Source organism: Erwinia sp. V90_4, assembly GCF_029967685.1.
GTDB lineage: Bacteria > Pseudomonadota > Gammaproteobacteria > Enterobacterales > Enterobacteriaceae > Erwinia > Erwinia aphidicola.
This window is the reverse complement of record NZ_JASCAQ010000052.1, coordinates 140,255-166,290: the sequence shown is the minus strand read 5'-3', so window position 1 is coordinate 166,290 and position 26,036 is coordinate 140,255. Positions and strand designations below refer to the sequence as shown.

The window sequence follows — 26,036 nt, the reverse complement described above, 5'->3', positions numbered from 1 at the left end:
GATCCCAGAAATGGAAAAGGCCGCATAAGCGGCCTTTGGGTGTTGCAGTAAGTTGCAGTGAATTTGCGAGGCTTATTGCGCCTGCGCTGCTGCACCGTACTTGATCTTGGCTTCTTTGCGCAGGTTGCTCAGCAATGCAGCGAAAGCCAGCTGGGCATTGTTCTGGGTGATACCCTGAACCATTGCCTGCTTCTGCGCCTCCGGCATGTTGCCGCTCTGCACTTTATCCAGCGCCAGCAGTACGACGTTGCCCTGAGCATCTTCACTGATGCCGTACGACGGCTTGTCTGCGGCTGGCAGTGGCAGCGTGAATGCCGCCTGTGACAGTGCATCCTGACCGGTACGTGCCAGCGTCTGCTGAGCACCGAAGGTCAGACCGGCCGCTTTCAGCGCTTCATCGCCCTTACCTGCTTTCAGCTCGGCCAGCAGTTTCTCTGCCTGAGCTTTCGCCTGCTGCTGAGCTTTCTGCTGCTTCAGCGCAGCGGTGATCTGCGCGCTGACCTCAGCCAGTGGTTTTTCCGCTTCCGGTTTGTGCTCGCTGATGCGCAGTACGAAGGCACGGTCACCATCGACGGTAATAATGTCAGAGTTACTGCCCGGAGCACCGCCCTGACCAACCAAACCGCCGTTGAAGATAGCATCCTGCACCGCTTTAAAATTCAGCTCGGCAGGCACGTTGTCGTGACCAAACCAGCTGGTTTCAACCGCTTTCACGCCCGCAACCTGCTCTGCGCTGGCCAGTGACTCATTGTCATTGCTGGCAGCATCGCTGACTTTGGTCTGCAGTTTGTAATAGGCATCGATGGCTTTTTCCTGCTTCACTTTCGCCGCGATGTCGTCGTGAACTTCAGACAGCGCTTTGATTTTTTGCGGCTGAATATCATCCAGACGGGCAATAATGAAGCCAACGGAAGATTTGATCACCTCAGACAGCTGGCCTTTCTCTTTCAGACCTGCGCCTTTCAGCTCGTCCGGCGTGGTATCCGGCTCAAGCCAGCCCATATCACCGCCGTTACGGGCAGAGATTGGGTCAGCGGATTTCTCTTTCGCCAGTGCGGCGAAGTCAGCGCCTTTTTTCAGCGCATCCAGTACCGACTGTGCTTCAGCTTCGGTTTTGGTCTGAATGATGCTGTAGCGCTCGCGCTGTGGCTGCGTGTAGTCCTGCTGATGTTGATCGTACCAGCTCTGAATATCCGCTTCGCTGACCGGCTGCTGCATGCTGGCTGCATCCAGCTTGATATAGCTGACTCGGAACTGCTCCGGCGACATAAACTCATTTTTATGCTGCTGGTAGTAGCTGTTAATCTCATCCGCGGTCACATTCTGCTTCGCCGCCAGTGCATTGACGTTAATCGTCACTTCCCGCACCAGACGCTGCTGAGCGACCAGCGCTGCCAGCGAGTCTGCTTCGTTCCCCAGCACAAAATCTGTACCGGTAACGGACTGGATCAGCTGCTGAGTGGTCAGCTGCTTACGCAGCGCTTCCGCATACTGATCGGCCGAGAAGCCCAGGTTGCCGATCATGCCAAGGTATTTCGCATTATCAAACTTACCGTTGGTCTGGAAAGCGGGCTGGGTGAAGATTGCCTGTTTGATCTGGTCATCGCTAATCGCCAGGCCAATATCTTTCGCGTACTGGTCAAGCAGCTGCTCATCAATCAGCTGCGACAGTGCCTGCTGGCGGATCTGCTGCATGTAGCCTTCATTGCCTGCCAGCTGAGAGAACTGCTCGCCCAGCATCTGCTGCTGACGAGAACGTTCGCTGCTAAAGGCGCGCTCAAGCTGAGCACGGCTGATTTCCTGACCGTTCACTTTCGCGGCGTAATCACCGTTACCGCCCGTCAGATAACCGCCTACGCCGGTGAGGACGAAGGAAAGGATGATCAGACCCAGTAAAATTTTGAGCACGACATTGTTCGACGCCGCGCGTAAATTGTCCATCATGGTGTGACAACACTCCGCTGTAGTATGAATGTAAAACCCTGCGCTTATCATCCCTCCAGGGACGGACTACGCCGATGCGCTGCGGCAACTCAAAAACAACGTGGAGTTGCACTTTGTCGACAACCGCATTGCGCGTTTGTCATTGAAACATAAAAAAAGGCACATCATTATGCTGATGTGCCCGGTATGTTACATGAGAACGCGCGGGCGATCCTCACTCCGCCGAAGAAATCTGCTTCAACGGCAGCTTAATTAACTTAGTTTACGGAATCTTTCAGTGCTTTACCGGCACGGAAGCCAGGGACTTTGCCCGCAGCAATAGTGATCTCTTTACCGGTTTGTGGGTTACGACCGGTACGCTCAGCGCGCTCACGCACAGAGAAGGTGCCAAAACCAACCAGCGCTACTTCGTCGCCAGCCTGCAGAGATTCGGTGACTGAACCGATAAATGCATCTAATACACGTCCGGCTGCCGCTTTAGAAATATCGGCGTTTGCAGCAATTTTGTCGATCAACTGTGACTTATTCACTCACTCATCCCCTATTATTTTATACACCGTGAGTCGGACTCTTCCGCTCAACTGGGTGCAATCATTTGTTATGGCCGTTTAGCCTGAGTTTGTTGAGCCTCAGAGACTCGCAACCTTGCCGTCACTGGCTTAACAGCACTTAAAGTAGCGGCACATAAAAAAGCTGGCAAGCACCATTTCACTCGCCAGCCTTAGTTTTACAGTGAATTTGCCTTAAATCACTATTTCGCGGTGACAACCTGCATGCCGTAAGGGGCATTTTGCAGGGCCAGAGCCAGAACTTCCTCGATGCGCTTCACCGGGTGAATATCCAGATCGGCAATCACGTTGTCCGGGATCTCTTCCAGATCGCGCTTGTTCTCATCCGGGATCAGCACGGTTTTGATGCCGCCACGGTGAGCCGCCAGCAGTTTCTCTTTCAGGCCACCGATCGGCAGCACCTGGCCACGCAGCGTGATTTCACCGGTCATTGCCACATCGGCACGTACCGGGTTACCGGTCAGGCAGGAAACCAGCGCAGTACACATGGCGATACCGGCACTTGGACCATCCTTCGGCGTTGCCCCTTCCGGAACGTGGACGTGGATGTCGCGCTTCTCGTAGAAATCTGCGTTGATGCCCAGCTTCTCCGCGCGGGCGCGCACCACGGTCAGTGCGGCCTGGATAGATTCCTGCATCACTTCACCGAGCGACCCGGTGTAGGTCAGTTTGCCCTTGCCCGGAACACAGGCGGTTTCAATGGTCAGCAGATCGCCGCCCACTTCCGTCCATGCCAGACCGGTCACCTGACCGACGCGGTTTTCGCTGTCGGCACGACCGTAGTCGAAACGCTGCACGCCGAGGAAATCTTTCAGATTGTCGGCGTTGATTTCGATATGTTTGATCGACTTATCCATCAGCAGGGTTTTCACCGCCTTACGGCACAGCTTGGACAGTTCACGCTCAAGGCTACGCACGCCCGCTTCACGGGTGTAGTAACGAATGATGCCAACGATGGCGCTGTCGTCCACGGTCAGCTCATTTTTCTTCAGCGCATTGCGCTCAATCTGCTTGGACAGCAGGTGCTGCTTAGCAATATTGAGTTTTTCGTCCTCGGTGTAGCCGGACAGGCGAATCACTTCCATACGATCCAGCAGCGGTGCCGGAATGTTCATCGAGTTTGAGGTCGCGACAAACATCACATCGGAGAGATCGTAATCCACTTCCAGATAGTGATCGTTAAAGGCGATGTTCTGCTCAGGATCAAGAACTTCCAGCAGCGCCGAGGCCGGGTCACCGCGCATGTCCGAGGACATTTTGTCGATCTCATCCAGCAGGAACAGCGGGTTTTTAACGCCCACTTTTGCCATTTTCTGGATCAGCTTACCTGGCATAGAGCCGATGTAAGTACGGCGGTGGCCGCGAATCTCTGCTTCATCACGCACCCCACCCAGCGCCATACGCACGTATTTACGTCCGGTGGCTTTGGCAATCGACTGCCCCAGCGAGGTTTTACCCACGCCAGGCGGTCCAACCAGGCAGAGGATTGGGCCTTTGATTTTGCTGACGCGGCTCTGGACGGCCAAATATTCCAGGATACGGTCTTTCACACGCTCAAGGCCGAAGTGGTCGGTATCCAGCGTTTCCTGTGCTTTCAGCAGGTCTTTCTTCACCTTGCTGCGCGCATTCCACGGCACCTGCACCATCCAGTCGATATAGCCGCGCACGACGGTCGCTTCTGCCGACATCGGCGACATCATCTTCAGCTTCTGCAGCTCAGCTTCCGTTTTGTCGCGCGCTTCTTTCGGCATTTTGGCCGCGTCGATTTTGCGCTTCAGCGCTTCGTTTTCGTCCGGGGCATCGTCCATCTCGCCGAGTTCTTTCTGAATCGCCTTCATCTGCTCATTCAGATAGTACTCACGCTGGCTCTTTTCCATCTGTTTTTTGACGCGGTTACGGATACGTTTCTCAACCTGCAACAGGTCGATTTCCGATTCCATCATCGCCATCAGATATTCCAGACGCTCGTTAACGTCGGACATTTCCAGAACGGACTGCTTATCAGCCAGCTTAAGCGGCATATGCGCCGCAACGGTATCTGCCAGGCGTGCAGCGTCATCAATGCTGTTCAGGGAAGTCAGCACTTCCGGCGGGATCTTCTTGTTCAGTTTGATGTAGCCTTCAAACTGATTGATCGCCGTACGCACCAGCACTTCCTGCTCGCGCTCTTCGATTTCCGGCGACGCCAGGTACTCTGCCTGGGCGGTAAAATGGTCGCCGTTATCAGATAACGTAGTGATATGTGCGCGCTGCAACCCTTCCACCAGCACTTTCACCGTGCCATCAGGGAGTTTCAGCATCTGTAAAATTGAGGCAACGGTCCCGACTGAGAAGAGATCGTTAATGCCAGGTTCATCCGTTGAAGCTTCTTTCTGAGCGACCAGCATGATCTTTTTGTCATGATCCATGGCGGCTTCGAGGCAGCGAATTGATTTTTCACGACCGACAAACAACGGAATGACCATGTGCGGATAAACCACTACGTCACGCAATGGCAACACAGGGATTTCAATGCGTTCAGAACGCTCAGGATTCATAGAGCTCTCTCTTAGTTTAATTTCCGCCAGGGTAAGGGGAACCACATCATCCAGAAAAAGTGCAGTTTGACCCACAGGTATCTGAGTATATGGGGATGAACGGAATAGATTCAATGTTGGGGTAACGAGAAAAGCAAAAGGGGGAACATTTTCCCCCTTTTAAGATAACTGACTGGATTGATTTGGTTATTTATTCGCCAGATGCCTGCTGCGCTTCCGGTTTTCCATAAATCAACATCGGCTGGCTTTCACCGGCGATCACCGATTCATCAATTACCACCTTCTCGACGTCGTCAATCGACGGCAGATCGTACATGGTGTCCAGCAGCGCGCCTTCCACGATTGAACGCAGGCCGCGCGCGCCGGTTTTGCGCGACATCGCCTTTTTAGCGATCGCCGTCAGCGCTTCATCACGGAACTCCAGCTCCACGCCTTCCAGATTAAACAGCGCCTGATACTGCTTGGTCAGCGCGTTTTTCGGCTCGCGCAGGATCTGGATCAGCGCGTCTTCACTCAGCTCGGTCAGCGTCGCCACCACCGGCAGACGGCCGATGAACTCCGGGATCAGACCAAACTTGATCAAATCTTCCGGCTCCACCTGCGCCAGCAGCTCGCCTTCGGTGGCTTTCTCTGACTTGCCCTTAACCGAGGCGCCAAAGCCAATCCCGGTGCCGGTATCCACGCGCTGCGACACCACTTTGTCCAGGCCGGCAAACGCCCCGCCGCAGATAAACAGAATTTTCGAGGTATCAACCTGTAAAAACTCCTGCTGCGGATGCTTACGCCCGCCCTGCGGAGGAACCGCCGCCACCGTGCCTTCGATCAGCTTCAGCAGCGCCTGCTGCACGCCTTCGCCGGAGACATCGCGGGTAATCGACGGGTTGTCAGATTTACGCGAAATCTTGTCAATTTCATCGATGTAAACAATGCCGCGCTGCGCTTTCTGCACGTCGTAGTCGCACTTCTGCAGCAGCTTCTGAATGATGTTTTCCACATCCTCGCCCACATAACCCGCTTCGGTCAGCGTGGTGGCATCCGCCATGGTAAACGGCACGTCCAGCAGGCGCGCCAGCGTTTCCGCCAGCAGGGTTTTACCGCTACCGGTCGGGCCGATCAGCAGAATGTTACTTTTGCCCAGCTCGATACCGTTGCTGGTGTCGCCGTTACGCAGGCGCTTGTAGTGGTTATACACCGCCACCGACAGCACCTTTTTCGCCCGCTCCTGGCCGATAACGTAATCGTCAAGGTGGTGGCGGATCTCATGCGGCGTAGGCAGGGAGTTACGCTCACGGTGCGGCGCAACCTCTTTAATCTCTTCACGGATGATGTCGTTACATAAGTCGACGCATTCATCGCAGATATAGACTGACGGGCCGGCAATCAGCTTACGCACTTCATGCTGGCTTTTGCCGCAAAAAGAGCAGTACAGCAGCTTCCCTGAACCGTCTTTGCGCTTCTCTGTCATCAGTTAACCTCATGCCTTATCAACAGACCTGAAGTGGGCTGTCTCATTTATGCGTATCAGCCCTTAATATAGCCCATTTCCCCCGACCAATGGCAGTAAAACTCCATAACACCGGGTTAAAGGTGCACAGGATAGTGCGCAGAGCGCGACTGTACTAAAAGTGAGCAAGCGGCTGAACATGATGCCAGATTTCGATTTAACATGCTGTTTTAGATAAGAAATAGGGGTCAATGTTACTGTTGATTTAGCTGATAATTGGATTATGCTAAACTCTGGTCACTTATGATAATCCGATGGAGTGTAAACATGCCGCAAGAGCCAGAGAAAGAAGAAACCGGCCAGGAAGAGAAGAGTTCAGCGCTGGCAGTCAATAAACTGCTGCAGTCACGCTCTATTATCATTTCCGGTGAGATTAATCAGGCACTTGCCGAGAAAGTTACCGCTCAGCTGCTGATCCTGCAGGAAATGGGCGATGAGCCGATCAAGCTGTTCATCAACAGCCAGGGCGGTCACGTCGAAGCGGGTGATACCATCCACGACATGATCAAATTCGTTAAGCCGAAAGTGATGGTTATCGGTACCGGCTGGGTCGCCAGCGCTGGGATCACCATCTTCCTTGCTGCCGAGAAAAATGACCGTTACTCGCTGCCTAATACTCGCTTTATGATCCACCAGCCGTTGGGCGGCGTGCGCGGTAAGGTTTCAGACATTGAAATCGAGGCCAAAGAGCTGCTGCGCGCCCGTGAGCGTATTAATAAGCTGATCAGCAATGCAACCGGTCAGCCGCTGGAGAAAGTCGAGAAAGACACCGACAGCAACTACTGGATGAGTCCGCAGCAGGCCGTTGATTACGGTATTGCTACTCACGTGGTCAGTAGCTGGGATGAACTGGAAGCCTGATTTACGTGCTCCGGGGATAAAAAAACGGCCCGTATGTTTATACGGGCCGTTTTTATTTGCCTCGCTCGCCGCTTATTCGCCGGAAGCCTGCTGGGTTTCGTGCTGACCGTAGATCACCTTAGGCTCACTATCACCTTCGATAACCTGAGCATCCACCACCACTTTCTCGACGTCGTCCAGCGACGGCAGATCGTACATGGTATTCAGCAGTGCCGCTTCCACGATTGAACGCAGGCCGCGCGCGCCGGTTTTGCGCGACATCGCTTTCTTAGCAATCGCCGTCAGCGCATCCTCACGGAACTCCAGCTCCACGCCTTCCAGGTTAAACAGCGCCTGGTACTGCTTGGTCAGCGCGTTTTTCGGCTCGCGCAGGATCTGGATCAGCGCGTCTTCACTCAGCTCGGTCAGCGTTGCCACCACCGGCAGACGGCCGATGAACTCCGGGATCAGACCAAACTTGATCAAATCTTCCGGCTCCACCTGCGCCAGCAGCTCGCCTTCGGTGGCTTTCTCTGACTTGCCCTTCACCGAGGCGCCAAAGCCAATCCCGGTGCCGGTATCCACGCGCTGCGACACCACTTTGTCCAGGCCGGCAAACGCCCCGCCGCAGATAAACAGAATTTTCGAGGTATCAACCTGTAAAAACTCCTGCTGCGGATGCTTACGCCCGCCCTGCGGAGGAACCGCCGCCACCGTGCCTTCGATCAGCTTCAGCAGCGCCTGCTGTACGCCTTCGCCGGAGACATCGCGGGTAATCGACGGGTTGTCAGATTTACGCGAAATCTTGTCAATTTCATCGATGTAAACAATGCCGCGCTGCGCTTTCTGCACGTCGTAGTCGCACTTCTGCAGCAGCTTCTGAATGATGTTTTCCACATCTTCGCCCACGTAACCCGCTTCGGTCAGCGTGGTGGCATCCGCCATGGTGAACGGCACGTCCAGCAGGCGCGCCAGCGTTTCCGCCAGCAGGGTTTTACCGCTACCGGTCGGGCCGATCAGCAGAATGTTACTTTTGCCCAGCTCGATACCGTTGCTGGTGTCGCCGTTGCGCAGGCGCTTGTAGTGGTTATACACCGCCACCGACAGCACCTTTTTCGCCCGCTCCTGGCCGATAACGTAATCGTCAAGGTGGTGGCGGATCTCATGCGGCGTAGGCAGCGAGTTGCGATCGCGGTGCGGCGCAACCTCTTTAATCTCTTCGCGGATGATGTCGTTACATAAGTCGACGCATTCATCGCAGACATACACTGACGGGCCGGCAATCAGCTTACGCACTTCATGCTGGCTTTTGCCGCAAAAAGAGCAGTACAGCAGCTTCCCTGAACCGTCTTTGCGTTTATCGGTCATTTACTTTCCCCTCATTGTCACACTCACCTTCCCACTTGGGGTCAGCTTCGCAGGCCGCCACCTGAACGGCCTGCAGAGGCAACGGCACTATGTCACAACAACATGTTAATCAGTTACGCTGGGACAACACGGAATCCACTAAGCCGTACTCTACGGATTCGCTCGCCGACAGGAAACGGTCGCGATTGGTATCGCGCTCGATCGTTTCAATCGTCTGACCCGTATGTTTCGCCATGAGTTCATTCATCATGTGCTTGGTTTTGATAATTTCACGCGCATGGATATCAATATCAGATGCCTGGCCCTGGAAACCGCCCAGTGGCTGGTGGATCATCACGCGTGAATTTGGCAGGCAGTAACGCTTACCTTTCGCCCCTGCGGTCAGCAGAAATGCTCCCATGGAGCAAGCCTGGCCCATACAGATGGTGCTGACATCAGGTTTAATAAACTGCATGGTGTCGTAAATCGACATCCCTGCGGTGATCACGCCACCAGGAGAGTTAATATACAGGTGGATGTCTTTTTCTGGATTCTCCGCTTCCAGAAACAGCATCTGTGCGACGATCAGGTTGGCCATGTGGTCTTCAACCTGGCCAGTCAGGAAAATAATGCGCTCTTTCAGCAGGCGCGAGTAGATGTCGTATGAACGCTCTCCGCGAGAAGTTTGTTCAACCACCATTGGCACTAAAGCCATCTGAGGTGCAGTTAGTTCACGTTCGCCGCTGTATGACATTATCGTCTCCTGGATAAATTTCATTTGGCAACACTCTGTAGTGATATTACTTGAGAGCGATCAGGAACACTATGATTCCAGGCCTTACACCCGATGCCGCCCGGACAGTTATCGGGCTGGTGACTTCGTGGTTACGATTTGGGGATGATCCCCTGCTATTTCAAGCATAACAACGTTTTTATCAACTGCTAACCAGGAAAAGTAGCTTACGCGATAATTTGCAGATTAAATGAGCAAACAACCGTTAAAAGTAGTCGGATTTTTCCCTATAAATGACAAAAGCCCGCAACCGGGAGGTTGCGGGCTTCACGTCAACTTACAGATTTGATAATCAGGCCGGCTGGCTCTGGTTCATCAGTTCCTGGAAGTTAGTGGCTTTTTCAGTCACTTTCGCTTTTTCCAGCACGGCTTCAACAGCCTGCTCTTCCAGCGCGACATTACGCATGTTGTTCATCAGCTCGTTGTTCTTGCTGTAGAACTCGATGACTTCTGATGGATCTTCGTAAGCAGAAGCCATCTCTTCGATCATCGTTTTCACGCGCTCTTCGTCAGCTTTCAGCTCGTGGGTACGAATCACTTCACCCAACAGCAGGCCAACAACTACGCGGCGTTTTGCCTGCTCTTCGAACAGCTCGCGTGGCAGCTCAAGTGCCTGCGCTTCGTTGCCGCCAAAGCGCTGTGCAGCCTGGCGCTTCAGCACGTCGATTTCACCGTCGATCAGTGCAGCGGGAACGTCAATGTCGTTCGCTTTCACCAGACCATCGATTGCCTGAGTCTTCACGCGGTTACGCACGGCGCCTTTCAGCTCACGCTGCATGTTTTTACGCACTTCTGCACGCAGACCGTCGACAGAACCATCTTCAACGCCAAAGCGTTTGATGAACTCTTCGGTGAATTCTGGCAGCTCACGCTCTTCAACTTTCTTCAGCACGATTTCAAACTTCGCTGCTTTCCCTTTCAGGTTTTCAGCGTGGTAATCTTCCGGGAAGTTGACGTCGATAGTGAAGGTTTCGCCCGCTTTGTGGCCAACAACACCCTCTTCGAAGCCTGGGATCATACGACCCTGGCCCATCGCCAGTACGAAGTCAGACGCTTTGCCGCCTTCGAACTCTTCACCGTCTACAGAACCGGAGAAATCGATGGTTGCGCGGTCTTCAGCTGTCGCTGCTGCGTCGGTTTCTTTCCAGGTGGCCTGCTGCTTGCGCAGGGTGTCCAGCATGGTGTCAACGTCAGCATCAGTCACTTCAACAACCGGTTTTTCAACTTCGATTGCGTCCAGACCTTTCAGCTCAACTTCCGGATAAACTTCGAACTCTGCAGAGAAAGTGAAGTCTTCGCCGATTTTGTATTCGCCCGGCACATACTGAGGTGCGCCAGCCGGATTGATTTTTTCATTGATGATCGCGTCAACAAAGTTGCGCTGCATCAGATCGCCCAGAACATCCTGGCGAACGGAAGCACCGTAACGCTGTGTCACTACGCTCATCGGCACTTTTCCTTTGCGGAAACCGTCGATGCGCACTTTCTTAGCTACGCTGACCAGCTCACTTTTCACCGCGTTCTCGATCACATCTTTATCAACGGTAATCGTTACGCGACGGCCCAGGCCCTGAGTTGTTTCTACTGAAACTTGCATCTTATTACCTCAAAAAATCACGTGCTCGGTCAACTTCAGACGCCGCCAGTGGTGAACACAGGCGGCGTCTAAGAACCGGGACGGCTTCTGGTGCCAGAACCGCATTCCCTGTTAACAGAAGCGTCCCGAAGACATTCCGGAAAAATAGACGCAGCATTATAGCGACAACGTCTAAGCGAGTCGAGGCTACACGCCCCTCCAAATCGCGCTACTTTTACCCTTTTTGTCGATATTGCGTCAGATAATACTGAGGACAAGGGGTTTTGGCGGCTATAAATGAAAAAACGGCCCGTAGGCCGTTTTCTGTGAGTGCGCTTAATTTACGCCAGGGTTCCGGCGCCACGGCAGTTCGGTGAGGCGGGTACGGTATCCTGTAACCCCTCCCACTCCTTCAAGGTGTAGCTGTGTAATGCCAGTGCATGCACGCTGCCCGCCAGCTCCTCAGACAACACGCCATAAATAGCGCGATGCCGCGTGAGGAAACGCTGATCGACAAAGCTGTCGCTAACGATCACAACTTTGAAATGACTCTCTGCACCCGCCGGCACGTTATGGCGGTAGCTTTCATCATGCACTTCAAGGTGCACCGGCGAAAACGCCGTACGTAACTTTTCTTCTATTTGTTCGCGGATCATACCTGAACTCCTCTGATGCAGAGAACTACGCCCCATCCCTTTAAATCGTAGTCTGTTTTTAGCTAAAACTGGCCCGTTTTACTGAATTTTTCCCACCATGGCAGATAACTCTGACGGCACAAAGAAACCTAACGCGGTTCCGAAGGTCAAAGCGTCACGCGTTCAGATGTCTGAAAAATCCGCAACGCGATGAATTTACGCGCTATCAGGGCTTCCACTGGCTACTGGCGATGTTATGATGACCGCAGTTTTGTCAGCAATACTACTCACGTTATCGAGAAAATAAGCATGTTAAAAAAATTATTTTTCCCTCTGCTGGCCGCATTTATTCTGGCTGGCTGTGCGAGTAACAGCAATACGCTTGATGTAGCACCAAAAATTCAGCTGCCGCAGCGCGACCCAAGCCTGATGGGCATCACCGTCAGCATCAACGGGGCCGATCAGCGCAGCGATCAGGCTCTGGCGAAGGTAAACCGCGACGGCCAGCTCATCACGTTGACGCCATCACGCGACCTGCGCTTCCTGCTGCAGGAAACGCTGGAAAAACAAATGACGGCCCGTGGTTATATGATCGGCCCTAACGGCGCGGTTGACCTGCAGATCGTGGTTAACGGTCTGTATGCCGATGTCACCGAGGGCAACGTGCGTTACAGCATTACGACCAAAGCGGATATCTCGATCATTGCCACCGCGAAAAACGGCAGCAAACAGGTCAAGAACTACCGTCAGACTAACAGCGTTGAAGGGGCCTTCTCCGCCACCAATCAGAAAATCACTAATGTCGTGAACCAGAGTCTGGGCGACGTGATTGCTGATATGGCGCAGGATACCAGCGTGAGCGAATTCATTAAGCAGAACGCGCGTTAATCCCCCCTGGCCCGGCAGGAAGCCGGGCCTGATTTAAGGTCCGTATGTCCAATCACTATCTGCAGATTTTCACCCGGCGCAATTCTGCCCTCCTTCTATTACTCGGTTTCGCCTCCGGCCTTCCGCTGGCTCTGACATCCGGTACGCTGCAGGCGTGGATGGCGGTGGAAAATGTCGATATCAAAACCATCGGCTTCTTTTCACTGGTCGGTCAGGCCTATGTCTTTAAGTTCCTCTGGTCCCCGCTGATGGACCGCTACACGCCGCCGTTTCTCGGGCGCAGGCGTGGATGGCTATTACTCACGCAGCTGCTGCTGATTATCGGCATTGCGCTGATGGGCTTTATGCAGCCCTCACGTGACCTGACCATGCTGGCTGCGCTGGCGGTGCTGGTGGCGTTCTGCTCGGCCTCCCAGGATATCGTTTTTGATGCATGGAAAACCGACGTGCTCTCCGCTGCTGAACGCGGTAACGGTGCGGCCATCAGCGTGCTGGGCTACCGGCTGGCGATGCTGGTTTCTGGCGGTCTGGCGTTGTGGCTGGCAGACCGTTACCTCGGCTGGCAGGCGATCTGGTGGCTGATGGCAGCGATGATGGTGCCCGGCGTGATTGCCACGCTGCTGGCGAAAGAGCCAGACAGCAGCATTGCCCGGCCTAACACGCTGGAAGAAGCGGTCATTGCTCCCCTGCGCGACTTCTTTAACCGTAATAATGCGTGGCTTATCCTGTCGCTGATTGTGCTCTACAAGCTCGGGGATGCCTTTGCGGCCAGCCTGACGACTATCTTCCTGATCCGCGGCGTTGGCTTTGATGCCGGCGACGTTGGGCTGGTGAATAAAACGCTGGGGCTGATCGCGACCATTATTGGCGCACTGGCAGGCGGCGTGCTGATGCAGCGGCTCAGCCTGTTCCGTGCCCTGCTGCTGTTTGGCATTTTTCAGGCAGTTTCTAACCTCGGTTATTGGGTACTTTCAGTCACCGACAAACATCTCTACAGCATGGCTGTCGCGGTGTTTGTTGAAAACCTGTGCGGCGGAATGGGCACGGCGGCCTTTGTCGCTTTACTGATGACGCTGTGCAATAAGTCATTTTCCGCCACCCAGTTCGCGCTGCTCTCTGCCCTCTCTGCCGTCGGGCGGGTCTATGTCGGGCCGGTGGCAGGATGGTTTGTTGAAAGCTGGGGCTGGCCTACCTTCTATGCATTCTCGGTGATCGCTGCGCTACCCGGTCTGTTACTGCTGCTCGGGTGCCGAACCACGCTGGAATATGCGCAGAATAATGCTGATTTTCTGCCACGCACAGACTACCCTTCAGGGTATCGCTGGGCGGTGCGCGGGCTGATCGCCGGCTGCGCGCTGCTGATCGCGTGGCTGCTGACGCTGGCGGTAAATGCACTGGGCTGGCTGACGTTACAGGGCATCAGTTCTGCTCTGTTTGAAGGCGGGATCGCGCTGTTGCTGGCGGGCATTGTCTGTGGGACCCTGCTTGACTTCCTCTCCCTGCGTAAAACGCACAGACGGTTAAATTTGTAGCGTTTTTTGCCTGAAGCGAGAATGTTAATAAAATTATCCGTACAACAATGAGTTAACAAACCCGGATCGGCCGTTGGCCATCCGGGCGCCAGCCCAGCGGAAACCCATCAGCGATACTGATAGCTTCGCCCGAATATTATTTTGCCTATTTATTAATTCGCTCAAAAAAAAATCGCGCTCATCCGGCCTGTCATTTTGAGGTATTAAAACCCGGTGAGTAATTATTTTAAGTTAATTTATATCGCTTAAATGATGCGTTTTTGTTAAATAATTGGTGCATTGAATGGCTGGTTATAGCAGATACAATTTCTGTAGGGTTTTTTTCATCGGATTTTGTTATATTAGCGCCAACCCTTTGCCAGCATTCATATTTTGTCACCTCCGGCAACATATGTGACAGCGTTTGCAAAAGGTGTCAACACGCCGCTGACACAACCTGTTGCAGGTTTACAGTACTGAAACCTTCCCGTAAAATGCCGCCACACTTAAACGACAATAGAGCCCTTGTCATTGAGGTCGTTAAATGAGACTCAGGAAATACAATAAAAGTTTGGGGATTTTGTCATTAATCGCAAGCATGGTTTTGTTAAGTGGTTGTGATAGTGCGTTATTAAGTCCCAAAGGACAGGTTGCAATGGAGCAACGCTCGCTGATTTTGACGGCCTTTGGCCTGATGATGATCGTCGTTATTCCGGCAGTCTTAATGGCCATCGTGTTCGCCTGGAAATATCGGGCATCGAACACCAATGCAAAATACAGCCCTAACTGGTCCCACTCGAACAAAGTGGAAGCCGTGGTCTGGACTGTGCCGATCTTGATCATTGTCTTCCTTGGTATTCTGACGTGGAAATCAACCCACGCGCTGGAACCGAGCAAGCCACTGGCGTCGGATGCTAAGCCTGTAGTGATTGAAGTTGTGTCACTTGACTGGAAATGGTTGTTCATTTACCCAGAGCAGGGTATCGCTACCGTGAACCAGATTGCTTTCCCGGCTAACCGCCCGGTCAGCTTCAAGATTACTTCAAACACCGTAATGAACTCCTTCTTTATTCCAACCCTCGGTAGCCAGATTTACGCTATGGCGGGCATGCAAACTAAACTGCATCTGATTGCGAATGAAGCCGGCACTTTTGACGGTATCTCCTCCAACTTCAGTGGTCGTGGTTTCTCTGGTATGAAGTTTAAGGCGATTGCTACCCCTGACGAAGCGACTTTCGATCAGTGGGTTGCCAAAGCTAAGCAGTCTCCAGATACCCTCACTACGATGGATGATTTTAAAAAGCTGGCAGCGCCTAGCGAAAATCACCCGGTTGAATTCTTCTCAAGTGTTAAACCTGAACTGTTCCAGGACATCATTGGTCAGTTCAAGATGAATCACGGCGGAAGCATGGACATGTCACACGGCGAAGGCCATGAAGGCATGGATATGAGCAACACCGCTAAAGCGGGAGCCGAGGAATAATACGATGTTAGGAAAATTAACACTGGATGCAGTGCCGTATCATGAACCTATTATCATGGTTACGGTTGCCGCTATCATCCTGGGCGGTTTGGCGCTTGTCGCCGCTCTGACTTACTTCGGTAAGTGGAAATACCTGTGGACCGAGTGGCTGACCTCAGTTGACCATAAAAAACTCGGTATCATGTACATCATCATGGCTTTCGTCATGCTGCTGCGCGGCTTTGCCGATGCAGTAATGATGCGTACTCAGCAGGTACTCGCTTCTGCGGGTGAAGCTGGCATTCTGCCACCGCACCACTACGACCAGATCTTCACTGCCCACGGCGTGATTATGATCTTCTTCGTAGCGATGCCGTTTGTTGTTGGTCTGATGAACATCGCTGTTCCTCTGCAGATCGGCGCACGCGACGTGGCCTTCCCGTTCCTGAACAACCTGAGCTTCTGGTTCACGGCTGTCGGTGTGGTGCTGGTTAACCTGTCACTGGGCGTGGGCGAATTCGCTCAGACCGGCTGGCTGGCTTATCCACCACTTTCGGGGGCGGAATACAGTCCGGGGGTCGGTGTTGACTACTGGATATGGAGTCTACAGCTCTCCGGTATTGGTACGACCCTGACAGGTATCAACTTCTTCGTGACCATCATGAAGATGCGTGCGCCTGGCATGACTATGTTCAAAATGCCGGTGTTCACCTGGGCTTCCCTGTGTACTAACGTGCTGATCATCGCTGCGTTCCCGGTTCTGACCGTGACGTTGGCTCTGCTGACCCTTGACCGTTATCTTGGTTTCCATTTCTTTACCAATGATATGGGCGGCAACATGATGATGTACGTCAACCTGATTTGGGTTTGGGGTCATCCGGAAGTTTACATTCTGGTTCTGCCGGTCTTCGGTGTGTTCTCAGAAGTTGTTGCTACCTTCTCGAAAAAGCGTCTGTTTGGTTACACCTCACTGGTGTGGGCAACGGTGGTTATTACCGTACTGTCCTTCATCGTGTGGCTGCACCACTTCTTCACCATGGGTGCGGGTGCCAACGTCAACGCCTTCTTCGGTATTATGACGATGATCATCGCCATTCCTACCGGGGTTAAAATCTTTAACTGGCTGTTCACCATGTATCAGGGTCGCATTCAGATGCACTCCTGCATGCTGTGGACCATTGGCTTCCTGGTGACCTTCTCTGTAGGTGGTATGACCGGGGTTCTGCTGGCCGTGCCAGGTGCAGACTTCGTGCTGCACAACAGTCTGTTCCTGATTGCTCACTTCCATAACGTGATTATCGGTGGTGTTGTATTCGGTTGCTTTGCTGGTGTGACTTACTGGTTCCCGAAAGCATTCGGCTTCAAGCTGAATGAAACCTGGGGTATCCGTGCGTTCTGGTTCTGGATTATCGGCTTCTTCGTTGCCTTTATGCCGCTGTACGTACTGGGCTTCATGGGTATGACCCGTCGTATTAGTCAGGATATCGATCCACAGTTCCACCCGATGCTGGTTGTTGCGGCATGCGGTGCTGGCCTGATCGCCTGTGGTGTTATCTGCCAGATTACCCAGTTCTACGTTTCGGTCCGTGACCGTGAACAGCTGCGTGACCTGACCGGTGACCCGTGGGGTGCGCGTACTCTGGAGTGGGCAACCTCTTCACCACCGCCGTTCTATAACTTTGCTGTAGTACCTGAAATTCACGAGCGCGATGCGTTCTGGGAAATGAAGGAAAAAGGCGAAGCGTATAAGCAGCCGGCTCACTATGAAGAAATTCATATGCCGAAGAACAGCGGCGCTGGTGTGGTAATTGGTTTCTTCAGCGTACTCTTTGGTTTTGCAGCGATCTGGCATATCTGGTGGCTGGTAGGCCTGTCATTCCTGGGCATGATCGTGTCCTGGATCGTCAAGAGCTTTGACGAAGACGTGGATTACTACGTTCCTGTTGCTGAGATTCAAAAAATCGAGAATCAGCACTTTGACGAAATTAGCAAAGCAGGTCTGAAAAATGTCGACTGAAACTGTGACTAAACACCACGACGCCCATGCGGAGCATGGGCATCACGATGCAGGAGCCAATAAAGTCTTCGGCTTCTGGATCTACCTGATGAGTGACTGCATCATCTTCGCAACGCTGTTTGCGACCTATGGTGTGATGGTAAACAACACCGCGGGTGGCCCGGCAGGGAAAGATATCTTTGAACTGCCGTTCGTCCTGGTGGAAACCGCCCTGCTTCTGTTGAGCTCCATTACCTATGGTTTTGCAGTTATCAACATGAACAAAGAGCAGAAAGGTGCAGTTATCGGCTGGTTGGCGATGACGTTCCTGTTCGGCCTGGGCTTCATCGGTATGGAGATCTATGAATTCCATCACCTGATTAAAGAAGGTTTCGGCCCTGACCGTAGTGGCTTCCTGTCTGCCTTCTTTACGCTGGTAGGAACTCACGGTCTGCACGTGACGTCTGGTCTGATCTGGATGCTGGTGCTGATGTATCAGATTGCCACTCGTGGACTTAACGCAACTAACCGTACCCGTATCATGTGCCTCAGCCTGTTCTGGCACTTCCTGGATGTGGTTTGGATCTGCGTATTCACCATTGTTTACCTGATGGGGGTTATGTAATGAGCCATCCTGCAACTGAACATGGCGCTTCTCATGGTAGCGTGAAGTCTTATATGATCGGCTTTATCCTGTCGATCATTCTGACCGGTATCCCATTCTGGATGGTGATGGACGGTGGCGCTTCTAAAGCCACTATCCTTGCTGTGGTTCTGGTATGTGCCGTAGTCCAGGTGCTGGTGCACCTGGTGTACTTCCTGCACCTGGACAGCAAGTCCGAGGGGGGCTGGAACCTGATTGCTATCGTGTTTGCAGCACTTATCATCCTGATTGTTGTTGTCGGCTCGCTATGGATCATGTGGAACCTCAACTACAACATGATGAGCCACTAACCGAGCTACTGTGATGATTAAGCAATACCTGCAAGTAACAAAACCAGGAATTATTTTCGGAAATTTAATTTCTGTCATCGGGGGATTTCTGCTGGCTTCGAAAGGCAGCATTGACTATGCCCTGTTTGTCTCCACCTTAGTCGGTGTTTCGCTGGTGGTCGCATCGGGTTGTGTTTATAACAACTTTATCGACCGTGATATCGACAAAAAAATGGAGAGGACCAAGAATCGGGTGCTGGTAAAAGGCCTTATCTCTCCGAAATTAAGCCTGGTTTATGCAACCGTTCTGGGTATTGCTGGCTTCGCGCTGTTGTATTTCGGAGCAAATCCGCTGGCGATGTGGCTGGCGGTGATGGGCTTTGTGGTTTATGTCGGCGTCTACAGCCTGTACATGAAGCGCAACTCCGTATACGGCACGCTGATTGGTAGCCTGTCCGGCGCTGCGCCGCCGGTCATTGGCTACTGTGCCGTGACCAACCAGTTTGATGCTGGTGCGTTGATCCTGCTGGCTATCTTTAGCCTGTGGCAGATGCCGCATTCTTATGCGATTGCCATCTTCCGCTTTAAAGATTACCAGGCAGCTAACATCCCGGTTCTGCCAGTGGTGAAAGGTATCTCGGTGGCGAAAAACCATATTACGCTCTATATCCTGGCGTTTATGGTTGCCACGCTGATGCTGACGCTGGTGGGTTATGCGGGCTACAAATATCTGGTCGTGGCAGCCGCCGTGAGTGTCTGGTGGCTGGGGATGGCACTGTCAGGTTACAAAACTCAGAACGATCGTGTCTGGGCGCGTAAGCTGTTTGTGTTCTCGATTGTGGCCATCACTGCGCTTAGCGTGATGATGTCCATCGACTTTATGACCCCAGCGTCAAAAGACCTGCTGACGATGGTCAGATAACAGCACGAACCATCACTACTAAGGGCGCGATTTCGCGCCCTTTCTTTTTGTTACCACTGCTTAAAAAGTAATGTTTTACCCGCCCTCTCCTGCCACTTAAAATAGACAAAAATTACCCCAAAGATTTCCAGATGAAGGGTATCCCCGCATTGAGGTAGTAATGAACGATAATAAAATGACCCCGGTCGAGCTGCGTGCGACATGGGGTTTAGGAACGGTCTTTTCCCTGCGCATGCTGGGAATGTTTATGGTATTACCCGTTCTCACCACTTATGGCATGGCATTGCAGGGAGCAAGTGAAGCACTGATCGGACTGGCTATTGGTATCTACGGCTTAGCCCAGGCCATCTTTCAAATTCCATTCGGGCTGCTGTCCGACCGCATAGGTCGTAAGCCGCTCATCGTTGGCGGCCTGCTGATCTTTGTTATTGGCAGCGTGATTGCCGCGATGACCACCTCTATCTGGGGGGTGATCCTTGGCCGCGCACTGCAGGGATCCGGCGCCATTGCCGCTGCCGTGATGGCGCTGCTGTCCGACCTGACGCGCGAGCAGAACCGCACCAAAGCGATGGCGTTTATCGGCATCAGCTTCGGGATTACCTTCGCGATTGCCATGGTTCTTGGCCCGATTATCACCAACGCGCTTGGCCTGCATGCGCTGTTCTGGATGATTGCCCTGCTGGCAACTGCGGGTATTGTTATCACGCTGCTGGTGGTTCCCTCTGCCTCCAACCACGTGCTGAACCGCGAATCCGGCATTGTAAAAGGCACTATTCGTGACGTGCTGGCCAACAGCCGTCTGGTCAAACTCAATATCGGTATTCTCTGCCTGCACATCCTGCTGATGTCGAGCTTCGTTGCCCTGCCCGGCCAGTTTGAGCAGGCCGGCCTGCCCGCCGCCGAGCACTGGAAAGTCTATCTGGTCACTATGCTGGTGGCCTTCGCCGCCGTACTGCCGTTTATCATCTACGCCGAAGTGAAACGCCGCATGAAGCGGGTATTTGTCGGCTGCGTGGCGCTGGTGCTGGTGGCTGAAGTGGTGCTGTGGGGCGCAGGTAACCATTTCTGGACGCTGGTGATTGGCGTTCAGCTGTTCTTTATTGGCTTTAACCTGATGGAAGCCATCCTGCCCTCGCTGGTCAGTAAAGAGTCCCCTCCGGGCTACAAAGGGACGGCGATGGGTCTCTACTCCACCAGCCAGTTCCTTGGGGTGGCCATTGGCGGCAGCATGGGCGGCTGGGTATATGGTCATATCGATGCACAAAGCGTGTTCCTGGTCGGGGCGCTGGTGGCGTTCGTCTGGCTGCTGGTGAGTCTGACCATGCAGGAACCGCCATACGTCAGCAGCCTGCGCGTTACTTTGGAAGGAAGTTCGCTGGATAAAAGCGAGCTGGAGCGCCAGCTGAAGGCTCAGCCAGGCGTTTCCGCGGTGTTTATCGTGGCGGAAGAGAAAAGTGCCTACATCAAAATCGACAGCAAAGTGACCAACCGTGCCGAGATTGAGAAACTCATCGCGACAGCAGCTTAATTAACAGGCGGGGAGAAAGCAGGGGCCGATGGTTTTCCAACCGGCCCCTGGAAGTTAGTCGCGGAAGTTCTTGAACTGGAACGGCTGGCCCAGATCGGCTTTGCGCACAATCGCCATCGCACTCTGCAAATCATCACGTGATTTACCGGTGACGCGCAGTTCATCACCCTGAATCTGCGTCTGCACCTTCACTTTGCTGTCTTTAATCTGCTTCACCAGCTTTTTAGCGATGTCAGATTCGATGCCTTTTTTCATTTTGGCTTCGACGCTCCAGCTTTTACCGCTGTGGACGATCTGCTCCGGCACATCAAGCGCTGCACCTTCGATGCCACGCTTCAGCAGCTTCTCGCGCAGAATGTCCACCAGCTGCTTAACCTGAAAATCAGATTCGCTCAGCACCTTGATGGATTCGTTCTTATCATTCAGCTCAAAGCTGGCTTCCACGCCGCGAAAGTCAAAGCGGGTAGCGATTTCACGGTTAGCAGTATCTACTGCGTTACGCACTTCCTGCATATCAATTTCAGAAACGATATCGAAAGATGGCATGATCTATTCTCCTGATACTAAAGTGACAGGCATAATACCTGCTTGCCGCGGGTAAATAAAATGACAGGCGCTGATAGCTATAATAATGAGCAGGCGGGCTGCACGGCAATGAACATAACCCGCACGCGGGAGGAACAATGAAAATTACCGTACTCGGATGCGGCGCTTTAGGGCAGATCTGGCTGGCTGCTCTTGATAAACAGGGACACGAGGTACAGGGCTGGCTGCGGGTTCCGCAACCCTACTGCTCGGTGAATGTGGTTGACCTTGACGGTCACACCGTCAACAAAACCTTTATTGCCAACGATCCGGCTTTTCTCGCCGCCAGCGAACTGCTGATTGTGACGCTGAAAGCCTGGCAGGTTTCTGAATCGGTTAAAAACCTGCAGGCTATTCTGCCGGAAAATTGCCCAGTGCTGCTGCTGCACAACGGTATGGGTACGTTGGATGAGTTGAGAGGCCTGCCCCAGCCGCTGCTGCGCGGCGTGACCACGCATGCGGCTAAGCGCGACGGCACGGTGATCGTCCATGTTGCTTCCGGCATTACTCATATTGGCCCAACATCGCCCGCGAGCGAAGCGATGAGCGATCTGGCAGAAATGCTGCATCTCGCCCTGCCCGACGTTGCGTGGCATAACAACGTGGCTTCCGCCGCGTGGCAGAAGCTGGCGGTTAACTGCGTGATAAACCCGCTCACAGTGCTGTACAACTGCACCAACGGCGAGCTGGCGCACAGGCGTGCGGAGATTGAGGCGCTGTGCGACGAAGTCGCCAGCGTGATGGAGCGTGAAGGTCAGCATATTTCACGCGAATGGCTGGTCGACTATGTCCTGGAAGTCATTCGCACCACCGCGGGTAATACCTCGTCAATGCTGCAGGATATCCGCGCCCAGCGCCGCAGCGAAATCGACTATATCAACGGCTACGTCATCCGCCGCGCCCGTGCTCAGGGCATCGCCACGCCGGAAAACAACCGTCTTTATGAATTTATTAAACGAAAGGAACATGATTATGACCGCGAATCCATCGGTTCTGGTTTGCCTGGCACCTGGCAGTGAAGAGACAGAGGCCGTCACCACCATCGATTTGCTGGTCCGTGCCGGGCTGAGGGTGGTCACCGCCAGCGTTGCCGATGACGGCAGCTGCGAAATCGTCTGTTCACGCGGCGTGCGCCTGCTGGCCGACGCGCCGCTGGTTGAAGTTGCCGACGATGACTACGCCGCCATCGTGCTGCCCGGTGGCCTCAAAGGCGCCGAGTGTTTTCGCGACAGCCCGCTGCTGGTGGAGACCGTGCGCCAGTTCAACCTGGCAGGACGCATTGTTGCCGCGATCTGCGCTGCGCCCGGCACCGTACTGATCCCCCACAATCTGTTCCCGGTCGGCAATATGACCGGCTTTCCGGCTCTGAAAGAGACCATTCCGGAAGAGAAGTGGATGGACCGCCGCGTGGTATGGGACCGCCGCGTCAATCTGCTGACCAGCCAGGGGCCGGGCACGGCGATCGATTTCGCACTGAAGCTGATTGATTTAGTGGCAGGGAAAGAGAAAGCGCGTGAAGTGGCTGAACAGATGGTGCTGGCGGCGGGAATTTACGATTATCGCGATTAATGGCGCGAGGCCGGATTTGCATACGGGCGGACCGAAAAAAGGTCCGCCCCTACAGGTTATGGGCGATAAACCTTGACGTTTTTGAAGCCCTGCTCGTGCAGATAGAGTGCCTGCAGGCGGCTCATCACACCACGCTCACAGTACAGCAGCCAGGTTTTGCTCTGATCGAGGTCGCCAAACTGCGTACCCAGCTTGTAAAACGGCAGGGATTTAACCTCGACGCCGTCTACGCTCAGCGGGCGGGCTTCCTGCTCGTCGTTCGAGCGAATATCCAGCACCACATCGTTTTCCGCAAACGAAGCCACCGTTTCGACTTCCACCACTTCCTCTTCGGTTTTCTCTGCAATCTCGCGGATATCCACGTTAGTTGTCTGCTCAACCATGCGGTCGAGAATAGAGAAATCAAAGTTCTGCTCTTCGGCCTCAATTTTCGCCTTCACCGCTTTCACGGTCGGGCTTTTTGAGATCACGCCGCAGTATTCCGGCATGGTGCGGGCAAAATCTTCGGTGCCAATCTCACGCGCAATCTTAATAATGTGCTCTTTATCGTGGGAGATTAGCGGGCGCAGGATCAGGGTATCGCTGGCATTGTCGATCAGGCGCAGGTTAGTCAGCGTCTGGCTGGAGACCTGCCCCAGCGCTTCGCCTGTCACCAGTGCCTGCACGCCGTAGCGCTCAGCAATTTGTGACGCGGCACGCACCATCATACGCTTCAGCACCACGCCCATCTGGCCGTCATCCACTTTTTCCAGAATCTCACCCACCACCGGCTCAAAGTCGATAGCGACAAAGCGCACGCGGTGCGAGCTACCGTAGCGCTTCCACAGATAGTGGGCCACCTGACGAACGCCAATCTCATGAGCAGCGCCGCCAAGGTTAAAGAAGCAGTAGTGCACGCGACAGCCGCGGCGCATCAGCATATAGCTGGAAACCCCGGAGTCAAAGCCGCCAGAAATCAGCGACAGCACATCCTCCTGAGTACCGATCGGATAGCCGCCGATGCCTTCGTAACGTGCGGTCACCAGCACCAGCTTGTCATCTTCAATTTCAAGATTGACCGTCACTTCCGGGCGGTTGAGCTGCACCTGGGCGCTGGCCACGTGCTGATTCAGCCCGCCACCCACATAGCGTTCCACGTCCTGCGAGCTGAACTCGTGCTTCCCGCGGCGCTTAACGCGCACGCAGAAGGTTTTGCCTTCAATGCGCTCGCGATTCATCTCCAGCACCTGCTCAAAGATATTATGCACATCGGTATACGGACGATCTTCTACCGCCAGCACATGGTGGATACCGGGAATGCGCGTCAGCTCGGCGATAATCGCCGCACGCTGGCTTTCATCTTTTGCACGCACTTCAATGTTGTCCCAGTGGCGCACCACGGCAAGGGTTTCATCGAAAGGTTTTAGGACGTTGCGAATATTTCCGGTCAGGATTTTGATAAAACGCAGGCGAACTGACTGACTTTTAATCGTAATTTCAGGGAATAACTTAATGATAAACTTCATGGCGGTATATATTCGTCAGGTAATTAAGTGCTGAAAAGAGGGGCGCTTAACTGATAAAATCAGAGTCTTGCAACGGGCTTGCGCTCTTTGCATCCAGGAAAAACAGTATATCATCTTTGACCGGTGGCTGCTGCCGATATCACCCTTCCCCGCCGCGTGAAAAATGCAGGGGATATTTTGCTAATCATTTAGAGTCGGCTACCATGAGCGCTTGCTGATGAAAAATGATAAGTCAGGATCTAAAAATGCCGAAAAAAGCCGAACCGCCTGCCAGTTTTGAAACATCGCTACAGCAGCTGGAGCAGATCGTCACCCGTCTGGAAAGCGGCAACCTTCCGCTGGAAGAGGCGCTGAATGAGTTTGAGCGTGGTGTGCAGCTGGCACGTGCCGGGCAGCAGACGCTACAGCAGGCCGAGCAGCGGGTACAGATATTACTCAGCGATGATAAGAACGCCGAACTGACGCCTTTCACGCCGGAAAATGAGTGATGGATTTTAACCTGATCCTTAGCGCGCACTTTCAGCGGGTTAATGCTGCGCTTCAGCGCTTTATCTCCGGGCAACCATTTCAGAGTTCTCCTCTGGTGAATGCCATGGAATATGGTGCATTATTAGGGGGTAAAAGGCTGCGCCCTTTCCTGGTTTACGCCACTGGCACCATGCTACATGCTGACGATGCAGCGCTGGATGCCCCGGCGGCTGCGGTTGAATGTATTCATGCGTATTCCCTGATCCATGACGATTTACCGGCCATGGATGACGACAGCCTGCGGCGTGGCCAGCCCACCTGCCATATTAAGTTTGGCGAAGACACGGCGATTCTTGCCGGTGATGCCCTGCAGACTCTGGCTTTCTCCATCCTTGCCGATACCCCGATGCCAGGCGTCACGGCGGAGGCACGTATTGCAATGCTGTCCGAACTGGCCCAGGCTAGCGGCGTAGCGGGCATGTGCGGAGGACAAGCACTGGACCTGGCCGCTGAAGGCCAGCAGGTTGATTTAGCCGCGCTGGAGCAGATCCACCGCCACAAAACCGGGGCATTAATCCGCTCGGCGGTGCGTCTCGGTGCATTAACCGCTGGCGAACGCGGGCGCGATGCCCTCCCTGCGCTTGACCGCTACGCCAACGCCATTGGCCTGGCTTTCCAGGTGCAGGACGATATTCTGGACGTTATTGGTGATACCGCCATTATCGGTAAGCGGCAGGGAGCCGATCAACAGTTAGGCAAGAGTACCTACCCGGCCTTAATGGGGCTTGACAGTGCGAAGGCAAAAGCATGGGATCTGTATCAGGAATCCCTCAGCGCATTAGAAACGCTGGCCGCGCAGTCGTATGACACTACCCCACTGCGGGCGCTGGCAGGCTTTATAATTGAACGCGATAAATAACTTCC

23 protein-coding genes are annotated in these 26,036 nt (G+C 53.7%); 13 read left to right on the top strand and 10 right to left on the bottom strand.

The features are described 5' to 3' along the window. Window positions 1-72: 72 nt before the first annotated feature. The 4 genes from ppiD to clpX (QLG07_RS13995) form a co-directional block, all read right to left on the bottom strand. Window positions 73-1,944 (bottom strand): peptidylprolyl isomerase, encoded by a 1,872-nt coding sequence (gene ppiD, locus QLG07_RS14010; RefSeq protein WP_133624273.1) that lies wholly within the window; start codon window positions 1,942-1,944, stop codon window positions 73-75. A 257-nt stretch (window positions 1,945-2,201) separates the two neighbouring features. Next, entirely contained in the window at window positions 2,202-2,474 is a 273-nt protein-coding gene (hupB, locus tag QLG07_RS14005; RefSeq protein WP_062744954.1) for a nucleoid-associated protein HU-beta, read from the bottom strand. A gap of 221 nt (window positions 2,475-2,695) precedes the next feature. After that, the gene (gene lon / locus QLG07_RS14000) at window positions 2,696-5,050 is read right to left on the bottom strand and encodes an endopeptidase La (protein ID WP_048916931.1); all 2,355 of its coding nucleotides are present in this window, start codon (window positions 5,048-5,050) and stop codon (window positions 2,696-2,698) included. 190 nt (window positions 5,051-5,240) lie between these two features. Continuing rightward, window positions 5,241-6,515: an ATP-dependent protease ATP-binding subunit ClpX gene (gene clpX, locus QLG07_RS13995; RefSeq protein ID WP_048916932.1), complete on the bottom strand. Its 1,275-nt coding sequence runs from the start codon at window positions 6,513-6,515 to the stop codon at window positions 5,241-5,243. Window positions 6,516-6,821: 306 nt separating this feature from the next. On the opposite strand from clpX (QLG07_RS13995), the gene QLG07_RS13990 reads away from it, so the two are divergent. Next, window positions 6,822-7,415 (top strand): ATP-dependent Clp protease proteolytic subunit, encoded by a 594-nt coding sequence (locus QLG07_RS13990; protein WP_048916933.1) that lies wholly within the window; start codon window positions 6,822-6,824, stop codon window positions 7,413-7,415. 72 nt (window positions 7,416-7,487) lie between these two features. Here the strand turns inward: QLG07_RS13990 and clpX (QLG07_RS13985) are convergent, their stop codons facing one another. From clpX (QLG07_RS13985) to bolA, 4 genes are all read right to left on the bottom strand, one after another. Beyond that, on the bottom strand, window positions 7,488-8,762 hold the full coding sequence (gene clpX, locus QLG07_RS13985; RefSeq protein WP_099754980.1) for an ATP-dependent protease ATP-binding subunit ClpX: 1,275 nt from the start codon (window positions 8,760-8,762) through the stop codon (window positions 7,488-7,490). Window positions 8,763-8,871: 109 nt separating this feature from the next. Then, the gene (gene clpP / locus QLG07_RS13980) at window positions 8,872-9,495 is read right to left on the bottom strand and encodes an ATP-dependent Clp endopeptidase proteolytic subunit ClpP (RefSeq protein ID WP_048916936.1); all 624 of its coding nucleotides are present in this window, start codon (window positions 9,493-9,495) and stop codon (window positions 8,872-8,874) included. A 331-nt stretch (window positions 9,496-9,826) separates the two neighbouring features. Further along, entirely contained in the window at window positions 9,827-11,131 is a 1,305-nt protein-coding gene (gene tig, locus QLG07_RS13975) for a trigger factor (RefSeq protein ID WP_282469459.1), read from the bottom strand. Between the two features lie 320 nt (window positions 11,132-11,451). Beyond that, window positions 11,452-11,766 carry a transcriptional regulator BolA gene (bolA, locus tag QLG07_RS13970; protein ID WP_048916941.1) on the bottom strand — a complete coding sequence of 105 codons (315 nt, stop codon included), beginning with the start codon at window positions 11,764-11,766 and terminating at the stop codon, window positions 11,452-11,454. Between the two features lie 288 nt (window positions 11,767-12,054). On the opposite strand from bolA, the gene QLG07_RS13965 reads away from it, so the two are divergent. The 8 genes from QLG07_RS13965 (at window position 12,055) to QLG07_RS13930 (ending at window position 20,985) form a co-directional block, all read left to right on the top strand. Then, window positions 12,055-12,633: a lipoprotein gene (locus QLG07_RS13965; RefSeq protein WP_048916942.1), complete on the top strand. Its 579-nt coding sequence runs from the start codon at window positions 12,055-12,057 to the stop codon at window positions 12,631-12,633. A gap of 44 nt (window positions 12,634-12,677) precedes the next feature. Next, complete coding sequence (gene ampG / locus QLG07_RS13960; RefSeq protein WP_282469458.1) at window positions 12,678-14,165, top strand: muropeptide MFS transporter AmpG; 1,488 nt, start codon at window positions 12,678-12,680, stop codon at window positions 14,163-14,165. 523 nt (window positions 14,166-14,688) lie between these two features. Further along, a complete protein-coding gene (gene cyoA, locus QLG07_RS13955) occupies window positions 14,689-15,627 on the top strand; it encodes a cytochrome o ubiquinol oxidase subunit II (protein WP_048916944.1) in 939 nt (312 codons plus the stop codon). Between the two features lie 4 nt (window positions 15,628-15,631). Next, the gene (gene cyoB / locus QLG07_RS13950; protein WP_048916945.1) at window positions 15,632-17,623 is read left to right on the top strand and encodes a cytochrome o ubiquinol oxidase subunit I; all 1,992 of its coding nucleotides are present in this window, start codon (window positions 15,632-15,634) and stop codon (window positions 17,621-17,623) included. Further along, window positions 17,613-18,227, top strand: a complete 615-nt coding sequence (locus QLG07_RS13945; protein WP_048916946.1) for a cytochrome o ubiquinol oxidase subunit III — start codon at window positions 17,613-17,615, stop codon at window positions 18,225-18,227. The genes cyoB and QLG07_RS13945 overlap by 11 nt, the downstream gene beginning before the upstream one ends. Then, window positions 18,227-18,556: a cytochrome o ubiquinol oxidase subunit IV gene (locus QLG07_RS13940; protein ID WP_004156287.1), complete on the top strand. Its 330-nt coding sequence runs from the start codon at window positions 18,227-18,229 to the stop codon at window positions 18,554-18,556. Before QLG07_RS13945 ends, QLG07_RS13940 begins: the two co-directional genes overlap by 1 nt. Before the next feature lie 13 nt (window positions 18,557-18,569). Then, a complete protein-coding gene (gene cyoE, locus QLG07_RS13935) occupies window positions 18,570-19,457 on the top strand; it encodes a heme o synthase (protein ID WP_048916947.1) in 888 nt (295 codons plus the stop codon). A gap of 160 nt (window positions 19,458-19,617) precedes the next feature. Beyond that, window positions 19,618-20,985: an MFS transporter gene (locus tag QLG07_RS13930; protein ID WP_282469457.1), complete on the top strand. Its 1,368-nt coding sequence runs from the start codon at window positions 19,618-19,620 to the stop codon at window positions 20,983-20,985. A 54-nt stretch (window positions 20,986-21,039) separates the two neighbouring features. Here the strand turns inward: QLG07_RS13930 and QLG07_RS13925 are convergent, their stop codons facing one another. Beyond that, window positions 21,040-21,531 carry a YajQ family cyclic di-GMP-binding protein gene (locus QLG07_RS13925; protein ID WP_048916949.1) on the bottom strand — a complete coding sequence of 164 codons (492 nt, stop codon included), beginning with the start codon at window positions 21,529-21,531 and terminating at the stop codon, window positions 21,040-21,042. A 137-nt stretch (window positions 21,532-21,668) separates the two neighbouring features. Here QLG07_RS13925 and panE point away from each other — a divergent pair, with 137 nt between their 5' ends. After that, the gene (panE, locus tag QLG07_RS13920; RefSeq protein ID WP_133624281.1) at window positions 21,669-22,589 is read left to right on the top strand and encodes a 2-dehydropantoate 2-reductase; all 921 of its coding nucleotides are present in this window, start codon (window positions 21,669-21,671) and stop codon (window positions 22,587-22,589) included. After that, window positions 22,543-23,139, top strand: coding sequence for a protein deglycase YajL (gene yajL, locus QLG07_RS13915; protein WP_048916951.1), 597 nt, complete (start codon window positions 22,543-22,545; stop codon window positions 23,137-23,139). The genes panE and yajL overlap by 47 nt, the downstream gene beginning before the upstream one ends. Before the next feature lie 56 nt (window positions 23,140-23,195). Here the strand turns inward: yajL and thiI are convergent, their stop codons facing one another. After that, entirely contained in the window at window positions 23,196-24,644 is a 1,449-nt protein-coding gene (gene thiI / locus QLG07_RS13910; protein WP_282469456.1) for a tRNA uracil 4-sulfurtransferase ThiI, read from the bottom strand. A gap of 245 nt (window positions 24,645-24,889) precedes the next feature. On the opposite strand from thiI, the gene xseB reads away from it, so the two are divergent. Both xseB and ispA read left to right on the top strand, forming a co-directional pair. After that, on the top strand, window positions 24,890-25,132 hold the full coding sequence (gene xseB, locus QLG07_RS13905; protein WP_048916953.1) for an exodeoxyribonuclease VII small subunit: 243 nt from the start codon (window positions 24,890-24,892) through the stop codon (window positions 25,130-25,132). Then, a complete protein-coding gene (gene ispA / locus QLG07_RS13900; protein ID WP_048916954.1) occupies window positions 25,132-26,031 on the top strand; it encodes a (2E,6E)-farnesyl diphosphate synthase in 900 nt (299 codons plus the stop codon). The genes xseB and ispA overlap by 1 nt, the downstream gene beginning before the upstream one ends. The last annotated feature ends 5 nt before the right edge of the window (window positions 26,032-26,036 follow it).